The 20,991-nt window shown below is 74.2% G+C and carries 23 protein-coding genes and 1 pseudogene; 9 read left to right on the forward strand and 15 right to left on the reverse strand.

Annotated features, from left to right (window positions below; all coding sequences use genetic code 11):
* Positions 1-34: 34 nt before the first annotated feature.
* Positions 35-694 carry a LysE/ArgO family amino acid transporter gene (locus ACPOLA_RS11635; RefSeq protein WP_435770600.1) on the reverse strand — a complete coding sequence of 220 codons (660 nt, stop codon included), beginning with the start codon at positions 692-694 and terminating at the stop codon, positions 35-37.
* A gap of 69 nt (positions 695-763) precedes the next feature.
* Between ACPOLA_RS11635 and ACPOLA_RS11640 the strand changes: the two genes are divergently transcribed.
* Together ACPOLA_RS11640 and leuE are read left to right on the forward strand one after the other, a co-directional pair.
* Positions 764-1,648, forward strand: coding sequence for a LysR family transcriptional regulator ArgP (locus ACPOLA_RS11640; RefSeq protein ID WP_435770601.1), 885 nt, complete (start codon positions 764-766; stop codon positions 1,646-1,648).
* An 88-nt stretch (positions 1,649-1,736) separates the two neighbouring features.
* Positions 1,737-2,387 carry a leucine efflux protein LeuE gene (leuE, locus tag ACPOLA_RS11645; RefSeq protein ID WP_435770602.1) on the forward strand — a complete coding sequence of 217 codons (651 nt, stop codon included), beginning with the start codon at positions 1,737-1,739 and terminating at the stop codon, positions 2,385-2,387.
* Here the strand turns inward: leuE and ACPOLA_RS11650 are convergent.
* The gene (locus tag ACPOLA_RS11650) at positions 2,370-3,230 is read right to left on the reverse strand and encodes a helix-turn-helix domain-containing protein (protein WP_435770603.1); all 861 of its coding nucleotides are present in this window, start codon (positions 3,228-3,230) and stop codon (positions 2,370-2,372) included. The two genes, leuE and ACPOLA_RS11650, sit on opposite strands and share 18 nt — an antisense overlap.
* A 52-nt stretch (positions 3,231-3,282) precedes the next feature.
* On the opposite strand from ACPOLA_RS11650, the gene ACPOLA_RS11655 reads away from it, so the two are divergent.
* Positions 3,283-3,657, forward strand: a complete 375-nt coding sequence (locus tag ACPOLA_RS11655) for a VOC family protein (RefSeq protein WP_435770604.1) — start codon at positions 3,283-3,285, stop codon at positions 3,655-3,657.
* A gap of 10 nt (positions 3,658-3,667) precedes the next feature.
* Here ACPOLA_RS11655 and ACPOLA_RS11660 read toward each other — a convergent pair whose 3' ends face one another.
* From ACPOLA_RS11660 to ACPOLA_RS11680, 5 genes are read right to left on the reverse strand one after another with little or no spacing between them, the layout of a single operon-like run.
* Entirely contained in the window at positions 3,668-4,093 is a 426-nt protein-coding gene (locus ACPOLA_RS11660) for a VOC family protein (protein ID WP_435770605.1), read from the reverse strand.
* Positions 4,094-4,132: 39 nt separating this feature from the next.
* Positions 4,133-4,903, reverse strand: coding sequence for a hypothetical protein (locus tag ACPOLA_RS11665; RefSeq protein ID WP_435770606.1), 771 nt, complete (start codon positions 4,901-4,903; stop codon positions 4,133-4,135).
* Positions 4,900-5,835, reverse strand: coding sequence for an ABC transporter ATP-binding protein (locus ACPOLA_RS11670; protein ID WP_435770607.1), 936 nt, complete (start codon positions 5,833-5,835; stop codon positions 4,900-4,902). The genes ACPOLA_RS11665 and ACPOLA_RS11670 overlap by 4 nt, the downstream gene beginning before the upstream one ends.
* On the reverse strand, positions 5,832-8,495 hold the full coding sequence (locus ACPOLA_RS11675) for a DUF4153 domain-containing protein (RefSeq protein ID WP_435770608.1): 2,664 nt from the start codon (positions 8,493-8,495) through the stop codon (positions 5,832-5,834). Before ACPOLA_RS11675 ends, ACPOLA_RS11670 begins: the two co-directional genes overlap by 4 nt.
* Positions 8,492-9,184, reverse strand: a complete 693-nt coding sequence (locus tag ACPOLA_RS11680) for a response regulator (RefSeq protein ID WP_435770609.1) — start codon at positions 9,182-9,184, stop codon at positions 8,492-8,494. Before ACPOLA_RS11680 ends, ACPOLA_RS11675 begins: the two co-directional genes overlap by 4 nt.
* 109 nt (positions 9,185-9,293) lie before the next feature.
* Here ACPOLA_RS11680 and ACPOLA_RS11685 point away from each other — a divergent pair, with 109 nt between their 5' ends.
* Both ACPOLA_RS11685 and ACPOLA_RS11690 read left to right on the forward strand, forming a co-directional pair.
* Entirely contained in the window at positions 9,294-9,623 is a 330-nt protein-coding gene (locus ACPOLA_RS11685; RefSeq protein ID WP_435770610.1) for an ArsR/SmtB family transcription factor, read from the forward strand.
* Positions 9,620-10,144, forward strand: coding sequence for an SRPBCC family protein (locus tag ACPOLA_RS11690; protein ID WP_435770611.1), 525 nt, complete (start codon positions 9,620-9,622; stop codon positions 10,142-10,144). Before ACPOLA_RS11685 ends, ACPOLA_RS11690 begins: the two co-directional genes overlap by 4 nt.
* Before the next feature lie 379 nt (positions 10,145-10,523).
* Here ACPOLA_RS11690 and ACPOLA_RS11695 read toward each other — a convergent pair whose 3' ends face one another.
* Positions 10,524-12,227: an AMP-dependent synthetase/ligase gene (locus ACPOLA_RS11695; protein WP_435770612.1), complete on the reverse strand. Its 1,704-nt coding sequence runs from the start codon at positions 12,225-12,227 to the stop codon at positions 10,524-10,526.
* Between the two features lie 85 nt (positions 12,228-12,312).
* Between ACPOLA_RS11695 and ACPOLA_RS11700 the strand changes: the two genes are divergently transcribed.
* Positions 12,313-13,107: a matrixin family metalloprotease gene (locus ACPOLA_RS11700; RefSeq protein ID WP_435770613.1), complete on the forward strand. Its 795-nt coding sequence runs from the start codon at positions 12,313-12,315 to the stop codon at positions 13,105-13,107.
* Between the two features lie 53 nt (positions 13,108-13,160).
* On the opposite strand, the gene ACPOLA_RS11705 is transcribed toward ACPOLA_RS11700, so the two are convergent.
* From ACPOLA_RS11705 to ACPOLA_RS11725, 5 genes are all read right to left on the reverse strand, one after another.
* Entirely contained in the window at positions 13,161-13,529 is a 369-nt protein-coding gene (locus tag ACPOLA_RS11705) for a hypothetical protein (protein WP_435770614.1), read from the reverse strand.
* A complete protein-coding gene (locus ACPOLA_RS11710) occupies positions 13,526-13,798 on the reverse strand; it encodes a hypothetical protein (RefSeq protein ID WP_435770615.1) in 273 nt (90 codons plus the stop codon). Before ACPOLA_RS11710 ends, ACPOLA_RS11705 begins: the two co-directional genes overlap by 4 nt.
* A gap of 28 nt (positions 13,799-13,826) precedes the next feature.
* Positions 13,827-15,083 (reverse strand): hypothetical protein, encoded by a 1,257-nt coding sequence (locus ACPOLA_RS11715; protein ID WP_435770616.1) that lies wholly within the window; start codon positions 15,081-15,083, stop codon positions 13,827-13,829.
* A 238-nt stretch (positions 15,084-15,321) separates the two neighbouring features.
* Complete coding sequence (locus ACPOLA_RS11720) at positions 15,322-15,531, reverse strand: hypothetical protein (protein WP_435770617.1); 210 nt, start codon at positions 15,529-15,531, stop codon at positions 15,322-15,324.
* A gap of 517 nt (positions 15,532-16,048) precedes the next feature.
* Positions 16,049-16,933: a hypothetical protein gene (locus tag ACPOLA_RS11725; RefSeq protein ID WP_435770618.1), complete on the reverse strand. Its 885-nt coding sequence runs from the start codon at positions 16,931-16,933 to the stop codon at positions 16,049-16,051.
* 427 nt (positions 16,934-17,360) lie between these two features.
* Between ACPOLA_RS11725 and ACPOLA_RS11730 the strand changes: the two genes are divergently transcribed.
* Together ACPOLA_RS11730 and ACPOLA_RS11735 are read left to right on the forward strand one after the other, a co-directional pair.
* Positions 17,361-18,293, forward strand: a complete 933-nt coding sequence (locus tag ACPOLA_RS11730; protein ID WP_435770619.1) for a hypothetical protein — start codon at positions 17,361-17,363, stop codon at positions 18,291-18,293.
* A 497-nt stretch (positions 18,294-18,790) separates the two neighbouring features.
* Positions 18,791-19,252 (forward strand): SRPBCC family protein, encoded by a 462-nt coding sequence (locus tag ACPOLA_RS11735; RefSeq protein WP_435770620.1) that lies wholly within the window; start codon positions 18,791-18,793, stop codon positions 19,250-19,252.
* Between the two features lie 195 nt (positions 19,253-19,447).
* On the opposite strand, the gene ACPOLA_RS11740 is transcribed toward ACPOLA_RS11735, so the two are convergent.
* Both ACPOLA_RS11740 and ACPOLA_RS11745 read right to left on the reverse strand, forming a co-directional pair.
* Positions 19,448-19,921, reverse strand: coding sequence for an imine reductase family protein (locus tag ACPOLA_RS11740; protein WP_491483409.1), 474 nt, complete (start codon positions 19,919-19,921; stop codon positions 19,448-19,450).
* Positions 19,917-20,378: pseudogene (locus tag ACPOLA_RS11745) on the reverse strand (NAD(P)-binding domain-containing protein); the annotation flags it as partial. The gene ACPOLA_RS11740 and the pseudogene ACPOLA_RS11745, both read right to left, overlap by 5 nt.
* A 91-nt stretch (positions 20,379-20,469) precedes the next feature.
* On the opposite strand from ACPOLA_RS11745, the gene ACPOLA_RS11750 reads away from it, so the two are divergent.
* The gene (locus tag ACPOLA_RS11750; protein ID WP_435770621.1) at positions 20,470-20,796 is read left to right on the forward strand and encodes a winged helix-turn-helix transcriptional regulator; all 327 of its coding nucleotides are present in this window, start codon (positions 20,470-20,472) and stop codon (positions 20,794-20,796) included.
* Positions 20,797-20,991 lie beyond the last annotated feature (195 nt).

The raw sequence follows: 20,991 nt of genomic DNA on the forward strand, positions 1-20,991 counted from the left end.
ACGGTAGGGCCGCCCACCACGGTCCCCGACTACCTCACCCGGGGCCGGGCAACGGAGACAGCGCCAGCCGGGCCGCGACGGCGAGCATCACCAGCCCGATCAGCACGTCGAGCACCTGCCAGGCTCGGGGACTGCCGAGGATCCGACGGCACCGGCCGGCGCCGAAGCCGAGCACGCTGAACCACAGCACGCTCGCCGCCATCGCCCCGCCCGCGAACCACCAGCGACCGTCGGCATGGTGGTGCGCCACCGAGCCGAGGAGGAGCACGGTGTCGAGGTACACGTGCGGGTTCAGGAAGGTCAGTGCCAGCGCGGTCACGACCGCCGCCTGCCGGCCGCCGTGTGCTCCCCCGGCCCCGTCGGCACCGTCAACCCCGTCGGCACCGTCAGCGGCCTCCAGCGCACCGGGCCGCCGCGCCTCGAGCAGCGAGCGCACCCCGTAGCCGGCGAGGAAGGCCACCCCCAGCCAGCGCACCACCTCGACCGCCGCCGGCGCACGGACGACGAAGGCGCCCAGCCCCGCCACTCCCGCGGCGATCAGCAGGGCATCGGCGACAGCGCAGACGGCGACCACGGCGCCCACGTGTCGCCGGGCCAACCCCTCGCGCAGGACGAAGGCGTTCTGAGCGCCGATGGCGACGATCAGCGACAGTCCGGTGAACAGCCCGGCGAGGGCAGGGGCGACGAGGGGCACGCCGCGACGCTAGGCCGCGACCGTCGATCACTCTAGCGAATGTTCCTTAGCGATCATTAGACTAGCTTCATGACCCTCGCCGGCGTGCCGCCGACCCAGCTGGCCGCCCTGGCGGCCGTCTGCGACGCCGGGACGTTCGAGGCGGCCGCGCGCCGGCTGCACGTGACGCCGAGTGCCGTCAGCCAGCGGATCCGTGCCCTGGAGTCCGCTGCGGGCCGGGTTCTCGTCCGCCGTACGACGCCGTGCCGGCCGACCGATGCCGGACGCACCCTGCTGCGGCTCGCCCGCCAGACCGAGCTGCTCCAGGACGAGGCCGCGCGCGAGCTCGCGGGGGACGGCCTACCCGTCTCCCTCGCGGTGGCCGTCAACGCGGACTCGCTGGCGACCTGGTTCCACGACGTCCTGAGCGACGCGGCCAGGTGGGACGGGATCGGCCTCCGGCTGCACGTGGAGGACCAGGCGCACTCGGCCGAGCTCCTTCGCAGCGGCGACGTCCTCGCGGCCGTCACCGACGACCCGGCCCCGGTGCAGGGCTGCTCGGTGGAGCCGCTCGGCGTGCTGCGCTACGTGCCGGCCGCGGCGCCGGCGTTCGTCGAGCGCTGGCGGCGCGGCCGCTCGATGGAGTGGGGCCGGATGCCGGTCGTCGTGTTCAACGACAAGGACCGGTTGCAGGACGTCGTCCTCGAGCGTCACGGGTGCGCCCGGCCGGCCGTGCTCCACCAGGTGCCGACGTCGGCCGACTTCCACGAGGCGGTGCGCCGCGGTCTCGGCTGGGCGGCCGTGCCGGAGCCGCAGCTGCGGCCCGACCTCGAGGCCGGCCTCCTCGAACGGCTCCCGGGCCGCGGCCACGTCGACGTCCCCCTCCACTGGCAGCGATGGCGGCTGGACTCACCCGTCCTCGCGCGGCTGACCGAGGCGGTGGGCCTCGCGGCGCGACGCCACCTGCGCCGCTGACCCTGCGCTGTCGACCGCGCCACCGGGCCCCGAACGGCCACCGATCCTCGATCAAGTGCCCGGCGCCGCCGCGTGGGAGGATTCGCCCGTGCTGGGCATCACCGACCTGTCGACGTATCTCGTGGGGATGGTGCTGATCGTGCTGCTGCCCGGCCCCAACTCGCTCTACGTCATCTCGGTCGCGGCCCGGCGCGGTGCGGGCAGCGGCTACGCCGCCGCCGCCGGCGTGTGGGCCGGCGACACCGTGCTGATGGTGCTGTCGGCCGCCGGCGTCGCGTCGCTGCTGCAGGCCAACGAGGTGGCGTTCGCCGTCGTGAAGTACGTCGGCGCCGGCTATCTCGGCTGGCTGGCCGTCGGGATGCTGCGCGGGGCCTGGGCGATGTGGCGCCGGCGCCGGCTGCCGGCCGAGGGCGGCGGGGTGGTCGCCCCCGTGGCCGGCGAGCGGCCGTTCCGCCGAGCGCTGGTGATCAGCCTGCTGAACCCCAAGGCGATCCTGTTCTTCGTCGCCTTCTTCGTGCAGTTCGTCGACCCCGGCTACGCCCACCCGGCGCTGTCGTTCCTGGTGCTCGGGGCCTTCCTGCAGGCGGGCAGCGTCGCCTACCTGAGCGCCCTGATCTTCGGCGGGACCCGGCTGGCGGACGCCTTCGGGCGGCGCCGTGGGCTGGCCGCCGGCGCGACCTCGGCGGTGGGCGCGGTCTTCCTCGCCTTCGCGGTCAAGCTCTCACTCGCCCACGCCTGAGCCGCCGTCGCGCGGCTCGGCCGCGAACGCACCGGGGGTCAGGCCGGTGACCGCCCGGAAGTCGCGGGTGAAGTGGGCCTGGTCGGCGTAGCCGAGGTCGGCCGCCACCCGGGCGATCTGCAGGCGGTCGCCTGCCCGGAGCCGCTCGGCCGCGTCGTGCAGGCGCCGTCGCTGGATCAGCCACTTCGGCGGGAGCCCGACCCGGCGGGCGGTCAGCCGCTGGAGGCTGCGCTCGGTGATCCCGAACTTCTCGCACACCTGGCCGACCCGCCGCACCTCCGGGTCGCCCTCGACGTACTGCACCACGGCGTTGACCAGCCGCCCCTCGTCGTCGATCGGCAGCAGCGCGGCGAGGGCCGTGCAGAGCAGCCGGCACGCCTCCTGCTGCCGGCCGGGATCGCCCGGGTCCGGCGTCATCACCGCGCGGACGTCGTCGATCAGCGCACCGGCGTCGAGGGCCGTCACCGACCGCAGGTCGCGGCGACGGTCGGTCAGGCCGGTCGCGGTCAGGGATCCCCCGGCGAGCGGCGCGCCCGCGGCGGGCTGGAGCATCGCTCCGACCACCCACCCGGCGCCGCTGAGCTCCTCGGTGGCCAGGCCGCTGTGGGGGCCGACGAGCTCGGCCGTCCGGGAGCCCACGACGAGCTGGCACACGGGGTACTGCAGGACCCGCTGGACCGACACCGACCCGGGCGGCAGCGACCACACCGGCACCCAGAACCGGCGTACGACGTCGGCCAGCTCGGGCGGGGCGGCGTAGCGCCGCAACGACGGGCTGAAGCCGGCCGCGTCGCGCAGGTGGGCCGGCTCCTCCACGTCGAGGGGGTCGATCGACCACGTCACCTGTCGGATTCTTGCAAGAGCCGCCGACAGCCGTCCTGGGATGGTGAGGGGCATGACCACCACACCCGTGACCGAGCTCATCGCGATCTGCCTGGACTGTCCGGACGCCGGCCGGCTGGCGCGCTTCTACGCCGATCTCACCGGCGGCGAGATCACCGGGGAGTACCCGGAGTACGGCTATGCCGCGGCGACGGTCGGCGGCGCGAGCCTCAACTTCCAGACCGTGGCGGACTACTCGCCACCGCAGTGGCCGGGCCAGGAGCACCCGCAGCAGTTCCACCTGGACTTCCGGGTCAGCGACCTCGACGAGGCGGTGCGGCACGCGGTGTCGCTCGGCGCGAGGGAGGCCGAGGTCCAGACCGGTCACTGGCGGGTGATGCTCGATCCGGACGGCCACCCGTTCTGCCTCTGCCCGCCGCAGGGCTGACCCGGCCGGATCAGGCGACGAAGATGCAGAACGGGTGGCCGGCGGGGTCGACGAGCACGTAGAGCGGCTCGGCCTCGTCGTCGGTGCGGTCCAGGACCACGGTGGCGCCGAGCTGCTCGGCGCGGTCGCGGTGGCGCTGCAGCTCGGCGAAGCTGCCGACCGTCAGGTCCAGGTGCAGCTGCTGGGGCACCGCGGGGTCCGGCCAGGTGGGCCGCTCGAGCCGCTCGACCCGCTGGAAGGCGAGCTTGCGCCGGTCGCGACCGTCGACCAGCACCAGCCAGTCGGGGTCGTCGGCGACGGGGGACCGGTCCGCGTCGATCGGCGGCTCGTCGCCCGCGCGGTAGTGGAGCCCGAGCAGCCGGCGGTAGAACTCCGCGAGGCCGCGCGCGTCGGTGGTGTCCAGGACGGTGTGCAGGAGCTGGGGGTACTCGGTCACTCCCCGATCCTGGCGCGGGCCCGGTTGGCCGGCGCGCGGTCAGCGGTCGGCGTCGGTGCGGAGCACCCGCCAGCCGCCCGCCGCGAGCCCGGCCACCGCCCACCCGGCCAGCGTCGCCCGCGCCTCGGCCAGCGTCATCACGTCCTCCTCGAAGATCAGCGTGACCGCGCCGCGGCCGGGCAGCAGGTCCGCGATCAGCTGCGCCCACTCGTAGGGGAACTGGGCGATCACGAGGGGGAGCACCAGCATCAAGGCGATCACGCCGACCAGCGCGCCCGCCGTGCTGCGCAGGAGCAGGCCCAGGCCGACGGCCAACGCGGTGCCGGTGAGATAGACGAAGCCGAGCCGACCGACGACGCGCAGCCCCGTCTCGGCGGGGAGCCCGAGCGAGGGCGCCAGCAGGCTGATCAGCACGCAGCCGAGGACCACCAGCAGCAGGCCCAGCAGCGTCGTGGTCACGACCACCACGCCGGCGCGGGCCGCCAGCAGGGCTCCTCGCCGCGGCGTCCACTGCAGCGTCGGCACGATGCCGCCGGTGCCGTGGTCGGCCGCCGCGGTCACGGCCGCCAGCGCCAGGATGAGGAACATGGCGAGCATCCCGGTCACCTGACCGCCCACCCAGGCACCCTTGTCGGGGCGCTCACCCACCGGGAGGTCCCGCGCGTCGAGCCCGAGGACCGTCGACAGGCCGAGTACGACGGTCGCCACGGCCAGCAGCAGGGCCCAGCTCGAGCGGACGCTCCAGATCCGGCTCCACTCCGCCCGCGCGGCCCGGCCCACCACCGTGGTGGCGGCTGCGTCGCTGCTCATCGCCCACCGCCCGCTGCGGCGGGTGCCTGCTGGGTGCCGTGGTGGTCCACGCTGTCCTCGGTGAGCCGGAGGTAGGCGTGCTCGAGCGACTGTTGCACCTCCGCGAGGTGATGGAGGGGCACGCCGAGCCGGTGAGCGACGTCGCCGACCTGGTCGGCAGCGAGGCCCTCCACCTCGACCTCGTCCGGTCCGGTCCGGTCGACCGCTGCTGCGCGGGGAGCCAACGCTCGCGCCAGCTCCTCGGCCCGCGGGCTCCGGAGCCGCACCCGCTGCCCGCCGAGGCCGCGCAGCACCTCGTCGATCGGGGCGTCGGCGATCAGCCGCCCGCGGCCGATGACCAGCACGTGGTCGGCGACCAGCTGCATCTCGCTCATCAGGTGGCTGGACACCAGCACCGTCCGGCCCTCGTCGACGAAGCCGCGCAGGAGGCCGCGGATCCAGCGGACCCCGTCGAGGTCCAGGCCGTTGACCGGCTCGTCGAAGAGCAGGACGCCGGGATCGCCGAGCAGCGCGGCCGCGATGCCGAGCCGCTGCCGCATCCCGAGCGAGTACCCCTTGATCCGCCGCCTCGCCGCCGCCGTGAGACCGACCTGCTCGAGCACCTCGTCGACCCGCCGCAGGGGGATCCCGTTGGTCCGGGCGCCGATCCTCAGGTGGGCGCGACCGGTGCGTCCCGCGTGCATCGCACCGGCCTCCAGCAGAGCGCCCACCTCGTGCAGCGGCGCGCCGAGCGTCCGGTAGCGACGACCGTTGACCAGCGCCGTGCCCGCCGTCGGGCGGTCGAGCCCCATCACCATCCGCATCGTGGTGGACTTGCCGGCGCCGTTGGGGCCGAGGAAGCCGGTCACCTTGCCGGGCGCCACGTCGAAGGTGAGGTCGTCGACGGCCCGCACGGCGCCGTACGCCTTGGTCAGGGACTGGACGGTGATCATCGCCGGTCACCTCCGGCGCTGGGCTGCGCCGATCCGCTGAGCGCGAGGCATCGCCGCGCGAGGTCGCGCAGGTCGTCCGTGCTGGGCACCGGGCCTGCCACCGCGGCGTCGGCGCGGGCCCGGCCGAGGTTCCACTCCAGCCAGTCGTCGTCGTCCGCCTCCCGGCCGGCGAGCGCGCACTGCCGCTCCTCGGGTGGCAGGTCGGCGAGCACGGGCACGGCGTCGTCGGACAGGTCGCGGAGGTAGTGCCAGTCCACCTTCCCGGTCGCCGCGTAGCGGTCGAGGTTGCGCTCGGCGATCCAGGCGTCCGGGTTGATCGCGGCGAGCCCGAGCAGCCCCACCGCCCCGGTGACCACGGCGAACCGCGGCACCCACGAGGCGCGCAGCGCCACTCCGCTCGCCATCAAGGCGAGCACCAGCAGGCCGAGCCAGCCCTCGAACACGTCGACCAGGAGGCGCAGCCGGGTGAAGCCGTAGGCCTCCTGGTAGACGTGCATCCGGTAGAGCGCCGACGCGACGACGACGAGCGTCTCGGCGCACAGCAGGCCGAGCGACGCCCGCAGCCACAGGCGGTCCTGCGGGGTCGCGCGCGGCGCCTTGCGCGCGGCGGCCCAGATCACCAGCAGGGTGAGCGCGGTGGCCACCGTCAGCTGCCCGAAGCCCTGGTGGACGTAGTCGGCGTAGGTGAGTCCCGTCGTACGACGCAGGTAGTCGTGACCGCCGAAGACCACCGTGGCCTGCGCCGCGAGGAACGCACCGAAGACCGCGACCACCACGAGCACCGGGGCCAGCCACTCGTAGCGGTTGGCGACCGGCCGCGGGGGCGGGCCGGCGCGGTCGACGCGCGGGGGGTTGAGGGCGAGGTAGGCGGCGGCGAGGACCGTGCCGGCCACCGCGACGGTGACGAACGCGCGCAGGACGAGCACGTCGACCGTCAGGTCCGGCAGCAGCGCCCCGGCCCACTCCGCGAGCAGGGCGTCGGACGAGACCACCAGGGCGCCGAAGACGACCAGGAGCAGGGCCGACCACACGAGCGTGCGGAGGAGCGCGGCCCCGTGACCGAGGCCCGGCAGCCGGGTCAGGGTGCGCCCCAGCCAGGGAAGCCCACGCAGTCCGGCCAGCGGCCACGCGAGGGCGGAGAGCACGAAGCCCGGGACGGTCCGCCCCCGCGTGACGCCGAGGATGCACAGCGCGGCGCCGGCGAGGAGGCAGAGCACCACGATCCACTCCGCGGCCCGGAGCACGGAGGTCCCGGCGAGCAGGACGCACAGGCCCGCGCAGGTCAGCGTGAACGGGTCGCGGCGGTCCTTGCTCGCGGTCAGCACGACCGCGCCCGCGGCGAGGAGCACCAGGAAGGTCCCGAGCCCCAGGCTGCGCTCAGGCAGCACCAGCCCGCCCAGCAGCCCGGTGCCGAGGGCAGCGAGGAGCAGGCCGACGCGTGCCGGCACCCCGCGCTCGGGCCAGAAGCCGCCCAGCACGCCGTCCACGAGCGGAGCGGGCTCGGCCGGGACGCGCTGGCCGGTCGGACCACCCGCCTCGGCGCTCGACTCTGGCGGGGACGTGGCGGCAGTGGTGGGGCCGTTCGGGCCGGACGGGTGCCCCGGGAGCGCGGGCAGGGCGGCGTCGAGCCCCGGACGGTCGGGCGGCGACAGCGGGAGGTCGACCCGGACCCGCGCGCCGCCGCGGTCGGGGTCGGGGTCGACGAAGCGGATGCTGCCGCCGTGCAGATCGGTGACCCACCGGGCGATCGCCAGGCCGAGCCCGGTCCCTCCCCCGCCGTCGGTGGCGGTGAGGGTCCCGAACGGCTCGAAGACCCGCTCGCGGTCGGCGGGTGCGATGCCGGGGCCCTGGTCGGCGACCTCCAGCAGGTAGCGCTCACCGGTCCGCGAGGCGTTCAGCGCGACGGTGCCTCCCGCCGGGCTGTGCCGGGAGGCGTTGTCGAGCAGGTTGGCGACCAGCTGCAGCAGCCGGGCGGGATCGGCGCGTACGACGAGGTCGTCGGGATCGACCTCGAGAGCGAACTCGACCTGCCGGCCGAGGGTCCGTGCCTCGGCGACCGCGGCCTCGAGCAGGGCGCCGAGGTCGACGGGCTCCGGGGCGAGCGGCGCCTTGCCGGCGTCGACCCGGGCGAGGTCGAGCAGGTCCTCCACCAGCCCGCTCATCCGCTCGGCCTGGGCGAGCGCGGCGGCGAGGCTGTCCGGGTCGCGGGGCGCGACGCCGTCGACGACGTTCTCCAGCACCGCGCACAGGCCCGCGAGCGGGGTCCGGAGCTCGTGGCTGACGTTGGCGACGAGCTCGCGCCGCTGCCGGTCGACCGTGGCGAGGTCGCGGGCCATCCGGTTGAAGGCCCGGGCCAGCTCGCCGACCTCGTCGCTCGAGGTGTCGGTGACCCGGACGTCGTAGTCGCCGCGGGCCATCCGCCGGGCCGCCGCCGTCATCTGGCGCAGGGGCGAGGTCATCCCGACCGCGAGGAGCTGGGTGACGGCGAGGGCGAGCAGGATCGTGACCGGGACGCTCAGCCACGCCGGAACGCCCGCGGCGCGGCCGAGCGAGGCCACCACGGCCGCGACCGTGACGCTCACCGCGACCAGCACACCGAGCTTGACCTTGAGCGAGGTCAGCTGGGCGAGCGGCTGCCCGCCGGTGCCGGGGGAGGTCATCCGGGCTCCCCGACGTCGAGCGCGTAGCCGACGCCGTGGACGGTGCGGACCAGGTCGGCGCCCACCTTCGCGCGCAGACCCTTCACGTGGCTGTCGACGGTGCGGGTGCCGGTCGCGCCGTCCCAGCCCCACACCTCGGCGAGCAGCCGCTCCCGCGACACCGCCGCGCCTGGCGTCGCCGCGAGGCACAGCAGCAGGTCGAACTCGGTCGGCGTCAGCCGCACCTCCTCCTCACCCCGCCACAGCCGCCGGGCGGGCGCGTCCACCCGCAGGTCGCCGAGCTCCAGCGCCCGCCGCCCGACGAGCTCGGCGGCCCGCTCCACCCGGCGCAGCAGCGCACCGACCCGCGCGACCAGCTCCCGCATCCGGAACGGCTTGGTGAGGTAGTCGTCCGCGCCGACGCCCAGCCCGACCAGCACGTCGGCCTCCTCGGCCCGCGCGGTCAGCATCAGCACGGGCACCGGTCGCTGGGCCTGGATCCGCCGGCAGACCTCGTGGCCGTCGTACCCCGGCAGCATCACGTCGAGCACCACGGCGTCGGGCGCGTGGACGTCGTGCGCGGCCACGGCCTCCGGTCCGTCCCACGCCCGGACGACGTCGTACCCCTCGGCCTCCAGCCGGTCGGAGACGGCCTGGTTGATGACCGGGTCGTCCTCCACGACCAGGACCTTGCGTCGCGCGCTGCTCATGCTCCGAAGGCTACGAGCGCAGGCGCGCAGGAGGGGGGCACGCGCTGTGGAGGTTCTGTGCAGGACGACCGTTGACATGTGACCAAATGGTCACCTATTGTCGCTGTCGATGAGCGACGACGACCCGGTCTTCAAGGCGCTGGCCGACCCCACCCGGCGGCGCATCCTCGACGCGCTGCGCGACCGCGACGGCCGGTCCCTGTCCGAGCTCGAAGCGGTGGTCGGCGAGGAGGCCGGCATGACCCGGTACGGCGTGATGAAGCACGTCAAGGTGCTCGTCGCGGCCGGCCTGGTCACCACCGAGCGCAGCGGCCGTCAGACGCTGCACCACCTCAACCCCGTCCCGATCCGGCTCATCCACGACCGCTGGATCTCGAAGTACACCGAGCACCAGGTCGCCGCCCTCAGCGACCTCAAGAACAGATTGGAATCGTCATGACCGACATCTCGACCAGCACCACTGCCAGCACGCCCTCCGGTGACGCTCCGGGCGCCGCCGGGCCGCTGGTGTTCCAGATCTACATCCGCGCCACCCCCGAGCAGGTGTGGCAGGGGATCACCGAGACGGAGTTCCGCCGGCAGTACTTCTACGGCTCGACGTTCGAGTCCACCCTGGAGCCCGGCTCCCCGCTCCGCTCGCACGGTCCCGACGGCGAGCTGTGGGGCGACGACGAGGTCCTCGAGTGCGAGCCGCCGCACCTGCTCTCCCACACGTGGCGGAGCCTGTGGGACACCGCCGCCGCCGACGAGCCGCCCAGCCGGGTCACCTGGCGGGTGGAGGAGCAGGACGGCGGCGTCACCAAGCTGACCGTCACCCACGACCGGCTCGAGCGGTCCCCCGCCACGGCGCGGACCGTGAGCGGCGGCTGGGCGTTCATCATCAGCGGGCTCAAGTCGGTCCTCGAGACCGGCGCACCGCTGGCGGCGGCCCCGCAGGGCTCCGAGGGCTCCCAGGGCTGAGGGGCAGGCGCGCGATGTCCTGGTACCTCTACCGGCTGCACGCCCACCGGCCCGACTTCGCCGAGACCATGACCGAGACGGAGATGGCGGCGATGACGGAGCACGTCGAGTACTGGCGCGGCCACCTCGCCGCGGGCCGCGTGCTGGTCTTCTCCCCCGTGGCCGACCCTCAGCACAGCTGGGGCATGGCCGTCGTCCAGGCCGAGTGGAGCGGGAGCTCGAGGAGCTCCGCGCCGCCGACCCCACCGTGCTCCACGGCGTCGGCGACGTCGACTGGCTGCTGCTGCCGTTCCCCGTCGTCGCCGCGCAGCCCACCTCCGCCTGACCCGGCGCGTCCCCACCCGGCCCGTCGGTCGACGGGCCGGGTGGGGATCGGCGGTCAGGCCGGGTCCTCGGCGTACAACTCCTCGATGACGTGGGCGTACTTGTCGCCGATCGGCTTGCGCTTGAGCTTCATCGTCGGGGTGAGCTCGTCGCCGCCGGGCAGCCAGTCGGTGTCGAGGATGCGGTGCTTCTTGACCTGCTCGACGCGGGAGAGGCGCGCGTTGGCGGCGGCGACCGCCTCGGCGACCTGCTGCTGGACGCCGGGGTCCTGCGCGAGCGCGGCGGCCGACCCGTCGGGGAGGCCGGCCTGCTCGGCGTAGGCGGCGCACACGTCGGGATCGAGCACGAGCAGCGCCACGTTGTACGGCCGCCGGTCGCCGACGACCACCGCCTGGCCGATCAGCGGGTGGGACGCCTTCAGCGCCTGCTCGATGTTGGCCGGCGACATGTTCTTGCCGGCCGCGTTGATGATCAGCTCCTTCTTGCGGTCCACGATCGTGACGTAGCCGTCGGCGTCGATCGTGGCGATGTCGCCGGTGTGCAGCCAGCCGTCGGCGTCGATCGCCTCGGCCGTCTTGTCCGGCTGGTTGCGGTAGCCGCGCATCAGCTGCGGCCCGCGGACGAGCAGCTCGCCGTCGTCGCCGAGCCGCACCTCGAGCCCGGGGACCGGCTTGCCGACGGTGCCGATCCGGATGTCCTCCGGCGGGTTGATGGTGCCGCAGCAGGAGATCTCCGACATGCCCCACAGCTCGCAGATCGGGATCCCGAGGTCGGTGAAGAAGCGGAGGACCTCCGGCGCGATCGGCGCGGCCCCGGACACGGTGAAGCGCACGTCGTCGAGCCCCAGGAGCTGCCGGACGCCCTTCCTGGTCTCCTCGGGAAGCGCCGCGGGGTCGGTGATCCCCTTCGACTCCAGCGCGGCCTTCATCTTCTCCCAGATCCGCGGCACGCCGCCCCACACCGTCGGCCGCACCTCGCCGAGGGCGCCGACGACGGCCTTCGGGTCGGTCACGTAGGTGGTGGTGCCGCCGAACACCATCGGCGAGTAGTGACCCGCCCACCGGTCCGCGATGTGCGCCGAGGGGAGGTACGACGTGCTGCGCTCGCCGCGGCGCGCCGGGATCACCGCCTGCACGCCGCGCAGCTGCGCGAGCATGCTGCCGTGCGTGAGCTCCACGCCCTTCGGGGGACCGGTCGTGCCGGAGGTGTAGATCAGCGTGAGCACCTGGTCGGGGCGCACCGCGCGCCAGGCCGCCTCGAAGTCGAAGTCCTCCGCACCGCGTGCCTCCACGTCCTCCAGTGAGAGCGTGCCCTCACCGCCGTCGATGCTGATGATCGTCTCGACCGCGGTGCCGGCGGCGCGGATCTGCGGGAGGAACATCTGCTCGGTCACCACGACCCGGTTCTCCGCGTTGCCGAACAGGTAGGAGATCTGCTCCGGCGAAGACGTGTTGTAGATCGAGAACGGGATCGCGCCGAGGTGCAGCGCGGCCGTGTCGGCGAGCGCGAACTCCGGGCGGTTCAGCAGCATGAAGCCCACCGTGTCCTCGGGCCCGACGCCCAGCGCGGCCAGTCCGGCCGCGATCCGGCGCACCCGGTCGCCGTACTCCTGCCAGGTGATCTCCTGGGAGCCGCCGGGAGTGCGCAGGGCGATCGTGTCGCCGCAGGTGGCGACCGTGTTCTGGAACGCCTCGCACATGGTGGCGACGTTCAGCGGGTCGGTCTCGAAGGTCTCGGGCTGGGCTGCGGTGGCCGTCATCCCGGCATGCTGCCAGCGTGACCCAGATCACGCAACGGCCCCGGCGACGTGCCGCCGGTCCACCGGGTCGCGGCATAGAGCGGGCATGCGCTTTCCCCTTGCCTCTCGGCTCTTCCTCGCCCTGTTCGCCAGCGTCGTGGTGAACATCTCCATCCTGCTGCCGCACGCAGGAGGTCCGCCCGCGCCCGACAGCGCGCCGGCATCGGCTCCTCTGACCGGTAGCGGGTCGGATGCGGAGGTGGAGGCGCCGGAAACCCTGCGCACCATCGTCAGCGAGGGCACCCGGGCCGGCGCCGCGGCACGTCCGGAAGCGCGGGCGGGCAGCCGGCGGGCGTACCGGTTCAGCGAGCCGGGCGTCCGCTGGGAGCCGTGCCGGACGATCGGCTGGCGGCTCAACCCGCGCGGCGGCTACCGGGGCTCCCTCACGGACCTGAAGAAGGCGTTCCGCCTCATCGGGAAGGCCTCGGGGCTGCGGTTCCGCTACCAGGGCAGCACGTCGCGGCGCGTCGGCAGGCACAGCCCGGCCGCCGCGCGGACCGACATCCTGGTGTCCTGGGAGACGCCGAAGACCGTGCCCGGGCTGCGGCGGCGCGTGCTGGGCATGGCGTTCACCTCCTACTACCCCGCGACGAAGCGGTACGCCTCCGCGTCGATCGCGCTCGACCGCACGGAGCGGCACCTGCGCCGGGGCTTCCACCGCTCGGGGTCCGTGGACTGGGGTCAGGTGATGACGCACGAGATCGGCCACACGATCGGCCTCGCCCACGTCTCCGAGCGGCTGCAGAACATGCACGGCACCGTCACGTCGCACAACCACCGGCTCGGCGCCGGCGACGCCGAGGGCATGCGGCGGCTCGGGCCGGGGCGGCGCTGCCGCTGACCGGGCGCCGGTCCGGTGCGTCGTACCTGATGAACGCGTTGGGTTTTCGACGATCAGCCAACGCGTTGGTCAGGTACGACGACCTCCCGGGTCACCCGAGCGGCGGTCCGCTCCACCACGCCGTCCACCACGCCGTCCAGCGCGGCACTCGGATCGTGGCGGGCCTGCCGGACGAGAGCGGCGTCCAGGCCCGCGTAGGCGGCGGCCAGCGCGGGCGTGATCCCGTGGCGGAGGAGCAGGTCGACCCGCTCGCCGCCGTCCGGGGTGCTCTCCAGCACGCCCAGGACCGCCTCGTCGCCGGCGTCGGCCAGCGAGACGGTCAGCACGGCGGCGAGCAGGCCGTCCAGCGGGTCGGCCGCGCGCCGCGGGCCGCCTCCGAGGACACCGGCCCGGAGGGGCGACCCGGACGGGCGGGCGGTCATGCCCCCACCCCCGCCTTGCTGCCGGCCCCCGGCGCCGCGCCGGTGCCGTGGCCGCTGTCCTGACCCATGGCGTGACCGTGGCGGGCGAGCGAGCGGCGCACCAGGGCGAGGCTGTCCAGCCCCAGCATCCGCACGACGTCGGCGACCTCGTTGGGCGGCCACCGGTCGTCGCGGGCGTGCTCCGCGACGAGCAGCAGCCAAGCCACCATCTGCTCGGGCGGGCTGTCGTGGAGCTGGGCCTCGGGTGCGCCGGAGGTCGGGTCGAGCATCGTGGTCTCCTTCGGTGGACGGCCGGCGTCAGGCCGCGCGGGTCAGCTGGTCGGGCCGGAGTCGGGCGACGGGTCGGGCGGCGTCGAGCACCGAACCGGCCGCCTGCCTGATGGCGGCGAGCACCAGGCGGGGCGTGTCGCCGTACGGCGCCGCCGGGTGGGCGGCCGCGCGCGCGAGCACGGCGTCCAGCCGGTCACGAGCTCCGCGGTGGGCCGCTCGTGCCGCCTCACGCACCTCGTCGCTGAGCGTCGCGTAGTCGGAGCAGGCCTCGTGCTCGGCGGCGATGTAGGAGTCGACGAGGTCGCCGGCGATCTCCCGCCACGCCTCGTCCCGCGGGCCCGCGGCACCGGCCACCGCGGTCCGCAGGCGCTGGAGCGCCTTCCTCGGGGGTCGGGGCAGCGGCGAGGCGGCGGCGAGCGCGAGGAGGTGGCTGACCTCGGCCGGACGCGCCAGGAGCGCGGCGGAGGAGTCCTCGGTCTGGTCGTCCCAGAGTGCGAGCAGCAGGTCGTCGGTCGCGCTCCGCGCGACGGCGGCGCCGTCGACCACCACGGCCCGCCACATCCGCAGCGAGCGGTAGGCCAGGGTGTCGTCGGCCTCGAGCGCCGCGACGCACCGGTCGCGGTCCGCCATCGCCTCCGGCCGTACGGCGCCGGGCACGCCGAGCCCGGCACACAGCGCCTGGGCGGAGACCACGAGCCGGTCGCGCTCCCGCATGCCGCGGGTACGACGGACGTAGTCGTCGGCCAGGTCGTCGAGATGGGACGCGTGCGGGTCGGCGCACCGCCCGGCCACCGTGCTGGCCGTGCTGGCGGTGCCGGCCGTGCCGGCCGTGCCGGCCATCGGGGCGGCCACCGCGTCGACCATCGCGGCGAACGCGTGGCTGGTCGGGTCGACCGGCGCTCCGTTGCGGGCGCCGGCCCTGCGATGGTTGCGCAGCTCCGACGGCAGGGCCGTGCGGGCGACCTGCCGGGCCCAGCCGCACGCGGACCGGCCGCGGGCGGTGGCCAGGGAGAAGAAGGAGCGGTCGGTCAGCTTCTCGACCAGCAGGTGCAGGAGGAGGTCGGCGAGGTCGGCCCGCGTCTGGTGCGAGAGGTCGGTCCGGCGGGTGGCGACGTCCCGGTGGATGCCCGCGGTGAAGAGCGCTCCGCAGATCTCGCGGCGGGCGGTGCGGTCGTCGATGTCTCCGGCGAAGTACCGCTCGATGAGGTGGTGCACGACCTGGTCGACGTGGTCGGTCGACGACGGCACGGACGCAGGAGCGGCAACGGCAGTGCAGATGGTCATGCCGGGGAGGTGCGCGGGGACTCGGCCAACCGCTGAGCCGTTGGTCGGGGATCGTGTGGCGGACCTCGGGTCCGGGCGAGCAGCGGCCGCACGACCGACCCGGCGGAGCGGGTGCGCGCGGCCGAGGCACGCGGCGCTCAGCCGTCCTCGGCGGTCCTCAGCGCAGGTGTACGTCGTGCCGCAGGCGACCCGAGGCGTCGTACCCGACCCGCTTGATGGCGCGCGGCGCGAGCTGTGGTCAGCAGACCTCGGCGGCACCCTGCTCGAGGCAGGGGTCGGGCAGCTCCGGCGGCAGCTCCGTGGCGAGGCTCGTGGCCAGGACCTGGCGGAGCGCATGGCGCCGGCGGGCGACCTGCGCCGGCCGGACCCGCCGCTGGTTCTCTCTCAACAGGGCGCGAAGGCCGACCTCGGTGTCCCCGGCGTCGGTCGGGTGGTCAACCGTGTACATAGGACCCTCATCCCGCGCAGACCCCACTCCGCTCGTCAAGTTTGCCGAAACAGTGTCGTTCGACGCCGACGCCTCCGACGCGACACCGTGGCGATCGCGACGTCAGCAGGTCCCCAGTCCCGCCTCGGTCGGCCGACCACGACGTGGGCCACGCGAACCTTCGGGTTCTCCCGCAGCAGCGGCCGTCCCCCGAGGGCCCACTCGACCCGGTCGAGTGCGATCAAACTTTGAACGACCTGATCAACCCACATCCGGGAGGACCCTGTCCCGAAGTTGGCAAAATTCAGGAGAATTGCCGGGCACGCGACGGCAAACGATGCATCGGCCGGCGGCGCGCGCGGCAGCCCGGGAGGTGGCGCTTGCCGGCGAGCTCGCATGTAACTCGGTGTTCGGTCGTCTACCTCGGGGCTGTGACCGGTCACAAGACCGTGGTGGATGCCCGAACACCGTGGTGGAGGACCGAACACCGAGTTACATGTCCGGTACGACGAGCCGCGAGGCGGGCGGCGACCCGCCCTCAGGCGGGGCGGGAGGCGAGCGTGCGGCGGATGCCGTACCGGTCCTGAGCGACGGTCCGGGCGATCTGGCGCAGCCGCGCGACGCGTGCCCGCGCCGTCGACGGCTCGACACCGACGACGGCCGCGATCTGGGTGGCGTTCGGGTGGGCGTCGTACTCGGTACCCAGGGCGGGCGCGAACCAGATCCGGGCGATCTGGCCCAGCTGTGCGCTCTCGGCGGTGCACGCCTCGATGCAGAGCCGGATCAGCTGTGCGCGCTCGGTCGCGTGCAGGTCGGAGTCGCTCTCCAGGGCGTCGTGGACCAACCGGTCGTGATGGTCGGTGATGTCCTCCGCCGGCGCGGCCAGCTGGAGGTCCTCGAGGCGGCACTCCATCCCCTGCCGCTTGTAGTCGGACCTGATGGCGGCCAGCCGCCGGTTCGTCCTCTCGACGACCTCGTGGTCGGTCGGCTCGCGCTCGAGCTCGGCGAGGAGCAGCGCGCGCGTCTTCTCCATCTCGCGAACGCGCCGCTTCACCGCGACCATGCCCGAGGCCGGGTTGAAGCCCGCGGAGGAGTCGACGAAGGCGGTCGCGGCGGAGCGGGCCCGGAAGGTGAGCAGACCGCGCCAGCTGCCGACCTCCGCCAGCCGGTGCGGATGCTCGACGAGCTCGGTGACCAGCGTGTGGGCGGCGATGCGGACGATCTGGCAGAAGTCGTCGTGCCAGGTGGTCCGGTCGGCCCGGAACTCCCGGCACAGGCCCGCGGCAACACCGCGGGTGATCGGCTCGGTGGCGGCGATGAAGTCGTTGACCAGCAGGTCCCGGGCGCCGGCGTCGCGCTCGCTGACGATGGCTGCCAGCAGATCGCCGATCGGCACCACGGTGCCAGGTCCGGTGGCGGTCACGGGATCCCCCTCCTGCTCCGCGACCGGTCGGCACGGCGTGGCCGCTGGGGTCGCTGTTGCTGCTGGTGCTGTTGAGACGGGGGGACTCGGGCACATCTCACCACACCCGATCGGCACCGAGGCGCGTTCTTGAGCAGAACACGCCGCACCGGCGCGGCCGGGCCACCCGTACGACGGTCGGCGAGCGGTCCGGAGAGCCGGTCCGGGAGGTACGACGGGGAGCGGTCGGCGGCGATGGCCGGGCCGAGGTCCGCGAGGTGGGATGGCTCAGCAGCGGAGCGCGCCTGCCGAATGGCCACCGGCGAACGGTCACCGGGTCGCGCCGATCGGTGGCGTGCCGGAGTCGTACCGCAGGCCGGTGGCGAGGCCGCGGCCGCAACGTACTGTCGAGTAGATTGACCGGGGAACCAGCGCAGAAAGCGTCAGGATGGGCGACAAGATGGCAGACGAGTCGGTGACCGCCGGCTCGCCGGAGCAGGCGGCGGTCGACGAGCCTCGGCGCCCCGGCGCAGCCACCGGCTCCTCCGACGCGGACTCGGCGTCCCCCTCGGTGGAGCGCTCGACGCTGGCGGCCGTGCCGGACGCCGCGCCGGCCGATCGCCGTGCGCCGGTGGCACGGTGGGCGATGAGCCTGGCCGAGCCGCTGATCTCGACGTCCCGACGGATCGTGCTCGACGCCGACCTGGCGGCCTTCACCGCCGGCAACCCGCAGTGGACGACGTACTGGTTCGCCGGCCTCGTCAGCGACCTGGTCGCCACGCTTCCGCCCGAGGACCCCTGGCGCCACCTCTCCGCCAGTCTCGACCTGGGGGCTCTGTCCGACGGTCCGGCGGGTGAGGAGGACCGGCTCTCCTTCGACAACCCACGAGGACGCGCGGCGCCGGCGGGCACCGGCGCGGTGTTGCCGGACGGGCGTCGGTTCGGGACGGCCGAGGACTCCGCCGACCTGCTGATGCCCGACATCGGACCGCCGGACGCCGACATCGGCGTGGTGGCGCTGACCGAGCCGCTGGACCCGGTCGCGGCGGCGCTCGCCGGCTTCGCGACCGCCGACACGGAGCTCTTCCACGCGGCCCTCGCCCGGCTCTGGCGTCGGCTGCACGCCGACGCCGTCGACCACGACGGGTCTCCCGGCGCGGGTGGGCGGTGGCTGGCGGTGGTGACTCCGGTGCTGCGCCGGTTCATCCATCGCCGACGGGTCTACACCGGCCCCGAGGACCCGTTCCCCCTGGTCGCGGCGTTCTCGTGGATGGCCCGCGCGGACCGACTGGCGGCCGTCGCCGGCCCGCTGTCGGGCGAGCGCGGTCTCGCTGCCGAGGGCGCGCTCCGCGCCGGGGCCTACAGCGACCTGCGCCTCTAGCTCCCCGGGCTCATCAGGCCCGGCGCCACCGCAGACCCGGTGCCACCGCAGACCCGGTGCCACCGCGTCGGTCCGGGTGTTCCCCTTGCCCGCAGGTGTGACAAGGTTTACTGTCACAGTGTCCGTGCCGGCGGCCCCATCCCAACCGGCGCGGACCCTGACCCCGCCCGTCTGGGAGGTGAGCGGGTTCAGTGTGTCCCCGCAGTTGGCGCTCCACCGGACCCAGCCCGGTGGAGCGCCCCTGCGGGCGGCTCGCGCCCCGGCCGGATCGGAACCGTCCGCTGCGCCTCTCCCCGGCGCCCGCCGCGGTCACCCGGCGCCGGCCGCGGTCACCCGGCGCCGGCCGCGGTCACCCCGGCGACGTACCGGCTCCCGACTAGCGCCCCGCCGGCGCGGGTACCGCGCTGAAGAGTCGCGCGGTGCCGGCCGATCCGCCCAGCGCCGCGCGGGACCGCCCACGGCACCGCCGCACGGGATCGCACAAAGAGAGGTCAGCGATGAGCCAGATCCAGGAGTCCATCGACGTCGACGTGCCGGTGCGCACGGCGTACAACCAGTGGACGCAGTTCGAGTCCTTCCCCCAGTTCATGTCGGGCGTGGAGTCGGTGACCCAGCTCGACGACACCCGCCTGCACTGGGTGACCAGCATCGCCGGCGTGGAGCGCGAGTTCGACGCCGAGATCACCGAGCAGCACCCCGACGAGCGGGTCGCCTGGGCGAGCACCGGCGGCGAGACGCGCCACGCCGGCGTGGTCACCTTCCACCGGCTCGACGACACCAAGTGCCGGGTGATGGTGCAGATCGACTGGCAGCCCTCGGACCTCGTGGAGAAGGTCGGCTCCGCCGTCAACGTGGACGAGCGGCGGGTCAAGGGCGACCTCGACCGGTTCAAGGAGTTCATCGAGTCCCGCGGCCACGAGACCGGGGCCTGGCGCGGCGACGTCGACGCCGACACCTGACCGGTCCGACCTCGAGGTCGCCCGACGCGTCGGGCTTCATACGGCGATCCCGAACGACCGTGGTGACGTGGGCGTCGAGCTCGGCGAGGCCCGTCGCCCGCTCGACGCAGCAGCGTGCAGGCGTCCGTGGTCAGCAGGTGATCCATGGCCTGGCGGCAGACCCGTACCCGCAGCCGCTGTGCTCCTGCCGCGGACTCAGAGCCGGGCCGGCTGATCCGGCAGGTGCACGCCCTCCGGCTCTCGGAGCAGGTCGATCACCCGCGACCAGCCGTCCGCCTCGTGCCCGCGATCGACGGCCGCGCGGGCGAGGTCGTGCATCAGCTCGGGGAGCCGGCTGTCCAGGCCGGACGCCCTGCTGGTGGCCACCATGTGTGCCAACGCGGCCAGCTCCATCGCCAGGTTGTCCTCGGTGCCGGGATGGCTGGCGGCGTCGACGTCGGCGGCCAGTCCCTCGAACGTCGCCGGCAGGATCGCGAGCATCTCCTTCGCCCACGGGACGAAGGACGCCGCATCGAGGCCGTGGGCGGTCACCATGCCGGCAGCATGGAGGAACGCGGTCATCCCCGCGAAGAAGACCTCGAGCATGGAGGTGTCGAGCAGCGCGGCCAGCCCGGGGTCGTCGCCGACGTACTCCGACCGGGGGGGCGAGGACCTCCAGGGCGGGGCGATGCCGGTCCAGGAGGTCCGCCCGCCCGGCGTAGAGGATGAGCGAGTCCGGGGTGCCGATGAGCGGGGTGGGCACCATGATGGCGCCGACCAGGACGTCGATCCCGCGCTCGGCGGCCCAGGCCTGCGTCTCGCGCGCCTGCTCGGGGGTCGACGAGGCGAGCACCACGACGGTGCGGTCGGTGAAGGCCGCCGCAGGGAGGGACTCGAGCAGCTCGCGGGTGGCCTGCTGGTCGCGCAGGCAGGTGATGACCAGGTCGGCCGACTTCACGGCGGCGGCGAGGTCGGGCGCGGCGACGGCGCCCACGGACACCAGCGCCTCGGCCCGGGCAGGCGTGCGGTTCCACACGGTGGTGGGGAGGCCGCCGGCGACGAGGGCCCGCGCCAGAGCGGAGCCCATCGCGCCCAGGCCGAGGACGGAGACGGGGGCCTGCGGGGCGGGTGAGGGGCTGGAAGTCATGTCCCCACGATCGGTTGCACCTCCTGCCTGGACAAGTACCTACTATTTTGTGCGGTACTTACCTTCTGGTCAGTGAAGGGCGGAGCATGTGATGCCGGAGTTCCTGTGCGGGCTCGATGCAGCGGTCGCCGTCGTCGACGGCAAGTGGAAGCCCCTCATCCTGTGGGCGCTCAGCGTGGAGCCCCGGCGCACCGGCGAGCTCCGCCGCGAGCTGCCGGGCGTCTCCGAGAAGGTGCTCATCCAGCAGCTCCGCGACCTCGAGCGGGACGGAGTGGTCCACCGGGAGGTGCACCACCAGGTCCCGCCCAAGGTCGTCTACTCCCTGACCGAGAAGGGCCGGGCCCTGAACCGTGCGCTCGAGCCGCTCGGCCTGTGGGGCGAGCAGCACATGGCCGAGATTGCCGCCGTGCGCAGCTGAGCCGACGGGGGCCACGCGTGGAGCACTCGACCGCGGGCACCAGGCCGACCTGGGTGAGCCGCAGCGCCGTGCCGTCCGGCGTCGCGTCGACGTCGAAGACGATCTCGGTGCTGGTCCACTCGGCGGGGTTGGAGGGTGAGGGCGAGGTGGCTCTCGGCGACCCGCCAGACCACCCGTCGCGTCGGCACCAGCGCC

Origin of the sequence: Nocardioides proteolyticus (genome assembly GCF_051280635.3) — a bacterium.
Lineage (GTDB): Bacteria > Actinomycetota > Actinomycetes > Propionibacteriales > Nocardioidaceae > Nocardioides.